This is a genomic window from Fodinibius sp., assembly GCF_041642155.1.
Taxonomy (GTDB): Bacteria; Bacteroidota; Rhodothermia; order Balneolales; family Balneolaceae; genus Fodinibius.
Window position 1 is genome coordinate 21,767 of the sequence record NZ_JBEPWZ010000011.1, and the last position, 9,363, is coordinate 31,129.

Genomic DNA, 9,363 nt, shown 5'->3' on the forward strand with positions numbered 1-9,363 from the left:
ATATCCCCGATTGTTCTGCTATGTGTGGCAGCGAGTAAGAATGGGAGGGGATAGAACGATTTCAAACCAGTTGTCCGCGGTTCATAAAAGTAATTTTTGTAAAAAATGGAGTATCCTTACTATTTAGCATTCTCTTACGATATTAGGTGAGGAAATAGCCAAATTGAATATTTTCTTCTTTTATTTCCATTTTTTAAGCAGTGAATTTTTGGGACGAAATAGTTTATTATCCAAGCAAGGCATCGGCGACATTTATGTACAGACATAAGGTTAAACATTTAAAAGGATATACGTTCCTCTTGCTATGTATCCTGCTTCCGTTCATATTTCCAGCCTGCAGTTCTGAGAAAACTGGTGGTGAATCGATGGATATCCCTGAGACAATAAATTTCAATTTTGACGTGAAACCGATCCTTTCCGACCGTTGCTTTGCATGCCACGGGCCCGATGGGAATTCTCTGGAAGCTGATTTGCGTCTTGATACTGAAGAGGGAATATATGCGGCGTTGGGTGAAAACAAAGATCGCAACGCCGTTGTGCCGGGCAAGCCGGGGAAGAGTGAACTGTACAAGCGTATTACTTCTGGCGACCCTGATTTTATGATGCCGCCTCCCGAATCTCACCTCGAGCTGAGTGAAAAAGAAATAGCTATAGTAGAAAAGTGGATTGATCAGGGTGCCGAGTGGGAGCCTCACTGGTCTTTTATTCCTCCGGAAAAACCCGAAATCCCGGATGTAAAAGATGAAACCTGGCCGGAAACCCCCATCGATTATTTTGTGCTTGGCAAATTGGAAGATCGCGAAATGAACCCCTCTCCTGAAGCGGCAAAAGAAGCACTGATCCGGAGAGTTTCTTTTGATTTGACGGGATTGCCGCCGAGCATAGCGGAAGTTGATGATTTTCTGGCTGATACGTCCGAAAATGCGTATGAAAAGGTAGTGGACCGGTTACTGGAATCGAAGGCTTACGGAGAACGCATGGCCCTGGATTGGCTGGATGTTGCACGCTACGCGGACTCACATGGTTACCAGGATGACGGGCCCAATGAAATGTGGCCCTGGAGGGACTGGGTGATTAGCGCTTTTAACAGAAATATGTCCTTCGACCAGTTTACAACGTGGCAATTAGCCGGTGATCTTTTACCAGATGCTACCCGGGAGCAAAAACTGGCAACCGGTTTCAATCGGGTGCACAGGCAAAATCAGGAGGGGGGTATCGTCGGCGAAGAGTACCGGGTGGAATATGTAAGGGATCGTGCCAATACAACCGGTACAGCTTTTTTGGGGCTGACTATGGAATGTGCTGCATGTCACGATCACAAGTATGACCCCATCTCGATAAAAGAGTATTATGAGTTTTCTGCTTTCTTCAATAATGTGAATGAAGCAGGACAAATTCCGAACGAAGGGGCTTCCGGCCCCACCATATTATTGCCCGATAGTGCAGCAGAAGCAAAAATTAACTACCTGGACGAACAAATAGCCGAACAGGAACGACATTTGGAGGAAACAGAAGCCGGAAAGATAGAAGAGTTTGAACGCTGGCAAAAGCAACAGGATACGCCCGCTTCAATCACCCCTTCTTCTGAAGGTCTGGTTGCTCATTTGAGTTTTGACGATATCCGGGAAAATAAAGTACTCAACAAGGCTAACCCGTCTGCAGAAGGGGAGATTGAGGGAGGACTTGAAAAAACAGAGGGGAAGTACGGCGGAGCTCTTGAGTTTAGAAAAGGTGATTATATTAACCTGAAGGATCTGGGCAGATTCGAACGTACTGAACCTTTTTCTTTTAGTTTCTGGGTAAATCCGTCTGATACATCGGAAGAAGCCCCGGTATTGGTGAAGACGGGTTCGGTGTTTATAGGATACAGAGGATATGATATTTCACTGCAAAAAAATCATGTTTCGGTTCGCTTAATACACGGATGGCCCTATAACTCGATACAGATTAAAACATCAGACAAATTGCCGAGAAACCAGTGGAGTCATTTAGCAGTGACCTATGATGGTTCAAGCGAATCCGGGGGGATTGGTGTCTATGTGAATGGCGTGCGGTGGAGAACCGATATTGAACATGACAATCTGTTTAAAAGTATAGAAATTGACCAGGACACAGCGAAGTATAAAGATCAGCGGTTCTTAATCGGACAGCGGCAATCTTTTGAAGAAATCAATTATGAAGGCTTGAAACTGGATGAAGTTAAAGTATATAACCGGCAATTAAGCAAAGCGGAGGTTTTAGCTCTTGCAGACAGTGCCAGGCTTTCAAAAATACTAGCCCGCTCCCCGGAAGAACGCAGCAAATCAGAGAAAAATATCCTGTATGACCATTATCTTTTGCATCTGGACCCCGATTACAGGAAATACAGGAATGAACTCAACAACTACAGGGCCGAAAAGAACCAGTTGACCAGTAGGATGAGAGAAGTGATGGTAATGGGAGAACGGCTAAATCCGCGTCAGGCGTATGTCCTCGAGCGCGGAAGCTATGCCAACAGGGGTGAAAAAGTGAGCCCGGGGGTACCTGACGCCGTGTTGGAATACCCGGACGATCTTCCCAAAAACCGTTTAGGTTTAGCCCGGTGGATAGTGAGCGACGAAAACCCGTTGACGGCCCGCGTAATGGTGAACCGTTACTGGCAGATGTTTTTCGGTACGGGGCTGGTGGATACGCCGGGAGATTTCGGGACCCAGGGATCACTGCCGACTCACCCCGAACTGCTTGACTGGTTGGCCGTCACATTTCGAGAGAACGGATGGGATGTAAAGGCGATTCAGAAGCAGATTGTCATGTCAAGGGCGTATAAACAGTCTTCTGTGATAACTCCGGAATTATTGCAAAAGGATCCTCAGAACAGATTGATTGCCCGGGGTCCCCGGTACCGCCTGCCGGCGGAAATGATCCGGGATAATGCACTTAAAGCAAGCGGGTTGTTGGTGGATAAAATAGGAGGTCCCAGTGTAAAACCCTATCAGCCGGAGGGATTATGGAAAGAATTGACTTCCGGCAGGCATTTGACGGAGTATGTACAGGATCACGGAGATTCATTGTATCGAAGGAGTCTGTATACCTTTTGGAAGCGAACGTCACCGCCTCCGATGATGACCAGTTTTGACGTCCCCACCAGGGGACATGCATCGGTTGAGCGTCAGGAAACAAGCACGCCCATTCAGGCGTTATTTACCTTGAACGATCCACAGTTTGTCGAAGCTTCACGCATGCTGGCTGAGCGGATGGTGAAAGAGGGGGGAGATAACCTGAAAGAGCAAATCGCATTTGCTTTTAAAGCAGCTACGGCCCGGCATCCCGACGAGAAAGAAGTTGAATTGTTGCAGGGGCTCTACACGGAGGAATTGAAGGAGTTCGAAGAAAAACCTGAACGAGCAGATGAACTGCTTCAGGTGGGGGAGTACCCGCGGGATGAAGATCTGGACCCACATGATCTGGCGGCAAAAACCATTGTTTGCAACACGATATTAAATCTTGATGAAACCCTAACAAAGGAGTAAGAGTTATGTCTCAAGAAATTGACAAGCTGAACTGCCATATGAATCGCAGGCATTTTCTTTCCAAAACAAGTTTGGGGATCGGAGCTGCCGCCCTGGCGTCGTTGTTGGGTCCGAAGACGCTTTTTTCCAGCGGCAAAGATCCTTTGAAAGGGGTACTGGATGCCCCTCACGTCGTTCCCAAAGCCAAACGGATCATATATTTGTTTCAGAGCGGGGGCCCTTCACAGATGGATATGTTTGATTACAAACCCAAGCTTCGGGATATGAATGGAGAAGATCTGCCTCCATCGGTAAGAGACGGGCAGCGACTGACCGGTATGACAGCCAATCAGGATGGCTTTCCGTTGGCAGGATCTCATTACAATTTTAAAAGACATGGTGAAAGCGGGGTCTGGGTGAGTGAGTTGCTTCCCTACACAAGTGAGGTTGTGGACGATCTTTGTTTTATAAAATCGGTGTATACCGATGCTATAAATCATGACCCGGCTATCACCTTTATTCAAACAGGGTCGCAACAATCGGGCCGGCCGAGTATGGGTTCCTGGATTAGCTATGGGTTGGGGTCGGATAATGAAAACCTGCCGACATTTAGTGTGTTGATCTCCCGTGGATCGGGACGTCCTTTTGATCAGCCATTGTATTCCCGTCTCTGGGGGAATGGATTTCTCCCTGCCCTTCATCAGGGGGTGCAGTTCCGTTCCGGGAAAGATCCGGTTCTCAATTTGAACAATCCTTCCGGAGTAAAGAAAATGAGTCGAAGAAGCATGCTGGGATACTTAAAAGATCTGAACACGCTGCACCTGGACAAGTTCGGTGATCCCGAAATTACTTCCCGGATCAGTCAGTACGAGATGGCGTACCGCATGCAAACTTCCGTTCCTGAAACGATGGATCTTTCCGATGAACCGGACTGGGTATTTGACATGTATGGCGAGGATGCCCGAGAACCCGGAACATACGCGGCCAATTGCCTGCTCGCGCGGCGGCTTGCGGAACGGGATGTTAAATTTATTCAGCTCTATCACATGGGATGGGATCAGCACAACGGCATCCCGGATCAGTTACCCCTTCAATGCAAGGATATCGATCAGGCTTCTGCAGCACTGGTGAAGGACTTAAAACAACGGGGCTTGCTGGATGATACATTGGTAATATGGGGCGGTGAATTCGGAAGAACCGCTTATTGCCAGGGTCAATTGACGAGCGAAACGTACGGACGTGACCATCATCCCAGATGCTTTACGATGTGGATGGCCGGCGGCGGTATCAAAGGAGGCATGACGTATGGTAAAACGGATGAGTTTGGCTATAATGTGCTGGAAAATCCGGTACATGTACATGATATTCAGGCTACCATCCTGCATCTATTGGGGGTCAACCATGAAAAGCTTACGTACAAACATCAGGGAAGAAGGTTTCGCCTGACGGATGTACACGGCGAAATCATTCACGATATTCTGGCTTGAACAAGTAAGAAACCTTTTGGACCGTTTAGCACGTTGCTCGTTTCCCGGTGCGGGGATGTCTGTACCGGTACAGCCTGCGCTGCTTTTCAACCTTTCTTTAACGAACTTCTATTTTCTATGACTGGTTTCCGGTCTGACGGATACATTTTTTGTTTTTTGTTAAAAAAGTGGCCGAGCTATATGAAGGCCATTATGGTGGAGTGGCTTCAAAATTTGAAACATTTTACGATTTGATTGCTTAGGCATGTTGAAACATATTAGCGTTTTTTTTCTCTTGCTTACATTGTTTGCCGGCGCTGAAATCATGGCTGTTCCCATGGACGGAGGAACAAATCCGATGGTCTCTTCCATGGTCGAGATGCAACCCGATTTGGATACAGACAGCTCTTCCGATTTCGTGCTGTTTATCGGCCGGTTTCATCCGCTGATTGTTCATCTGCCTATTGGGTTACTGCTTTTTGCTTTTTTTCTTGAATGCCTGGCTCTGTTTGAACGATTTAAAAAACTAAGACATGCCGTCCCGCTGGCCCTGTTAGCCGGAGGAATAAGTGCCGTTTTCTCGGTGTTAACAGGATACCTGCTGTCTTCCGGTGGTGGATACGGCGAAGATCTTTTATCTGTTCATCAATGGTTGGGGATAACGGTCGTGGTATTGTCCTTTCTGGCATTTATTTTGAGGACAACATTTTACGATTATCCGGTAGTAAAAAAAATGTATGGGCCTGTTCTGGTATTAATGGTGGGTACCCTGATGGCAACCGGACACCAGGGAGGAAACCTTACCCATGGTACCGGCTATCTAACCCGTTATATGCCCGAGCCTTTGAGAACGATGATCGGTTCCCCCCCGCTGGAAGTGAAGGAAATTAAAAAAATTGAGAATATTGATTCTGCCATGGTATACGAGGATATCATATATCCTATATTGGATACGCGTTGTGTAAGCTGCCATAATCCGGATAAAAAGAAGGGAGAATTGATGATGACCACCTTTGAACATCTGATGGAAGGAGGTGAAAGCGGTCCTGTACTTGAGGCACGTAATGCCGAGGGAAGCGATTTATACAGACGCTTGCTTTTGCCTGAATCGGATGACGACCATATGCCGCCGGAAGGGAAGTTACAACTTACACCCGATCAAATCGAACTGATCGGCTGGTGGATCGACCAGGGAGCTCCTCAGGGAAGTGTAGTATCGGAGCTGGAAGTTACGGACGACATTTCCGGAGCTTTATTCAAGCTGACAGATGAAGGAAAAAGTTTCTTTGAAAAAACGGAGGTCCCGAAAGCTGATGACGTTCTTGTTGAAGAGTTAAGGGGTCAGGGCCTGAAGGTTTTGCCTGTGGCCAACGGCAGTAATTTTCTTCAGGTTCAGTTCACAAAACCGCCGGATAGTATCGGAGGGCAGGATATGGAATTGTTACTGCCCCTCTCCGAACAGATTACATGGATTGACCTTGGCCAGATACCGGTCACAGATGCCGACCTCACGGTATTGCCCGAATTTAAAAACCTGACCCGCCTTCATCTTGAACAAACGAATGTCACTGATAGCCTACTCGTAAATGTGAGCGGTTTGGAAAATCTGGAATACCTTAACCTGTATGCTACCGATATAACCGATGAAGGGCTGGAATATCTTGAAAACAGTAAAAACCTTCGTTCGCTCTATGTATGGCAGACACAGGTGAGTGAAGAAAAAGTCCTGGAGCTTAAAGAAAAACTTCCCGAATTATATATTGACACCGGCTGGAAAAAAAGTCCTGGTGAAAACGACGGTAATGCACCGGAGGACTAACATAATATCCCCAAAAGAGTATCCAACCCGGGCCAAAGTGGTTGTACTTGGTGCTTCAGCCTGTGAATCCGCGCGTATTCTTTTAAACTCTAAATCGTCAGTTCATCCGAATGGCTTGGCCAATGGTAGTGGAATGGGTTATGGGGTACGCTTTTTCAACCGGATGGGAAATCTTACCGCGACTGGATTTTTTACCCCTGAGATGGGAATCGAAGATCTCAGCTACGAGGGTAATATAACAAACTTCTGGGATGGTGTTCCAGAAGAAGTTCTTGAAAAGCGTGGGTTATCTTACCCTCAAAAAAACACTGTACGAGTGTCTGACACCGGAAGATCGAAGTACAGTTGTTGAATGGGAAGAAGATAACAGTAGTTCCTGATAAATAGTTGACGGTTTGACTGTAAGTGGGTTTTGAAAAACCAGAAATTTTGGTCAATATCAAAGCCTGTGCGAATTCAAACCACAGCATATATAAGGCATATGGAAGGAGTTTAAATGCGCAAAAATACACAGATTGGCCAAAAGAACGGTTTTGCAAAGGGTTCAATAAATAAGCACAACTCGAATCCGTTTATTGGTCTCCTTTGGATAATTAAATAGCAGGAAAAGACTAACATGTATCTGAAAGTTAATTCAATAAACTTATGACTTTTTCACTATCTGGAAAGACGGCCGTCGTTACCGGCGCCGGCAAGGGGATTGGCGAGAGTATAGCCCGGGTTTTTGCCCGCCGGGGCGCCGCCGTGCATGTGCTGGATTTGGACCGGGAGGCCGGCAGCGGGACCGTGGATCACATCAATGATGAAGGCGGAGAGGCCTATTTTCACCAGGTGAACGTCGGGAACCAGCCATCGGTGCAGGAGGCGTTTGAGGCGGTATATAGACGAAACGACCGCCTGGATATCCTGGTGAACAACGCCGGCATAGCCCATGTCGGAACCCTTGAAGATACCACCGAAGAAGATATGGACCGGCTGTTTGCCGTGAATGTAAAGGGGGTATACAACTGCTCGCTGGCCGGGGTCCAAAAAATGAAGAAAACGGGGGGCGGCGCTATCGTAAACATGGCTTCGGTGGCCGCGACGCTGGGCATCGCCGAACGGTTCGGGTATTCGATGACCAAAGGAGCGGTGCTGACGATGACGTACTCGATCGCCAAGGATTATATCGACGATAACATCCGCTGTAATGCGATTTCCCCGGCCCGGGTTCACACGCCGTTTGTGGACGGGTACCTGGAGCAACATTATCCCGGACAAGAGGATGAGATGTTTGAGAGGCTATCCCAAACCCAGCCTATTGGACGCATGGGGCGGCCGGAAGAAATTGCGGGTCTGGCGCTGTATCTGTGCGCAGACGAATCGGCCTTTATCACCGGGGCCAACTACCCTATCGACGGTGGATTTTCTACATTAAATACGTAACTCTATAATTTATTTATTTTATGAAATTAATTCGTTTTGGCCCCCCGGGCCGTGAAAAACCAGGCTTGATGCTTTCTGGTGGCAGGAAAATTGATGTAACAGCCTTTGGTGAGGATTATAATGAATCATTTTTTGGGTCCGGTGGTCTCGGGAGGCTGGCCGGTTGGTTGGAAGGTAACGGATCCTCCGCCCCGGAAATTGAGGAATCAGCGCGGCTTGCCCCGCCGGTATCGCGTCCCGGAAAAATCGTTTGCGTCGGACTTAATTACGAAGATCATGCCCGGGAGAGCGGGGCTGATTTGCCCGAAGAACCCATTCTGTTTTTCAAGGCGACCTCCTCTGTAGCCGGCCCTTATGACAACCTCGTGCTCCCCCGGGGGAGCACCAAAACCGACTGGGAGGTGGAGCTGGCCGTGATTATCGGCGAGAAGGCCTCCTACGTAACTGAAGCGGAAGCCATGGATCATGTGGCGGGCTACTGCGTGCACAACGACTACAGCGAGCGGGCCTGGCAGCTGGAACGGGGCGGACAATGGGTGAAAGGGAAAAGTTGTGACACCTTTGCCCCCCTGGGCCCTTTTATGGCGACCAGGGATGAAATCGAGGATATTAATGATCTGAGGCTCTGGTTGAAAGTAAACGGGGAGATAAAACAAAACGGGTCAACCAGTAAACTGATCTTTGGGATCCCTCATCTGGTTAGCTATATCTCCGGATTTATGACGCTCATGCCGGGGGACATCATATCGACGGGCACGCCGGCGGGGGTGGGCCTTGGGTTTGACCCGCCCCGGTACCTGCAACCGGGCGACGTGGTGGAACTGGGGATCGAGGGACTTGGATCCTCAAAGCAGCATGTGAAAGCCTATAAGGATAACGGGGGGTAAGCGGATGTCATTCAAGGATAAAACGATTGTCATCACCGGAGGCGGCAAAGGCATCGGGGCGGGCTGCGCGGAGACTTTTCACCGGCAGGGGGGAAATGTGGTGGTCCTGGACGTGGATGAGGCGGCCGGGCGGCAGCGGTGCGGGGAGCTTGGCAAGCGGGCGCATTTCATTGCCTGCGATGTATCCCGGGAAGCCGACGTGGCTGGCGCCATCGACCAGGCGGCCGGGACCTTTGGCGGGGTGGACGTGCTGGTCAACAATGCCGGCATTCTCCACT

Annotated in this window: 6 protein-coding genes; all 6 read left to right on the forward strand. The window is 48.6% G+C overall.

Annotated elements, in window-relative coordinates; all coding sequences use genetic code 11:
- Positions 1-365: 365 nt before the first annotated feature.
- On the forward strand, positions 366-3,509 hold the full coding sequence (locus ACESLU_RS01765) for a DUF1553 domain-containing protein (protein ID WP_372634273.1): 3,144 nt from the start codon (positions 366-368) through the stop codon (positions 3,507-3,509).
- A 5-nt stretch (positions 3,510-3,514) separates the two neighbouring features.
- Positions 3,515-4,975, forward strand: a complete 1,461-nt coding sequence (locus tag ACESLU_RS01770; protein ID WP_372634276.1) for a DUF1501 domain-containing protein — start codon at positions 3,515-3,517, stop codon at positions 4,973-4,975.
- Between the two features lie 358 nt (positions 4,976-5,333).
- Positions 5,334-6,773 (forward strand): c-type cytochrome domain-containing protein, encoded by a 1,440-nt coding sequence (locus ACESLU_RS01775; protein ID WP_372634287.1) that lies wholly within the window; start codon positions 5,334-5,336, stop codon positions 6,771-6,773.
- A gap of 645 nt (positions 6,774-7,418) precedes the next feature.
- Positions 7,419-8,198, forward strand: coding sequence for an SDR family NAD(P)-dependent oxidoreductase (locus tag ACESLU_RS01780; RefSeq protein WP_372634279.1), 780 nt, complete (start codon positions 7,419-7,421; stop codon positions 8,196-8,198).
- A gap of 20 nt (positions 8,199-8,218) precedes the next feature.
- Positions 8,219-9,085, forward strand: coding sequence for a fumarylacetoacetate hydrolase family protein (locus ACESLU_RS01785; protein ID WP_372634281.1), 867 nt, complete (start codon positions 8,219-8,221; stop codon positions 9,083-9,085).
- 4 nt (positions 9,086-9,089) lie between these two features.
- The coding region (locus tag ACESLU_RS01790; protein ID WP_372634284.1) for an SDR family NAD(P)-dependent oxidoreductase at positions 9,090-9,363 on the forward strand (274 nt) is incomplete at its 3' end.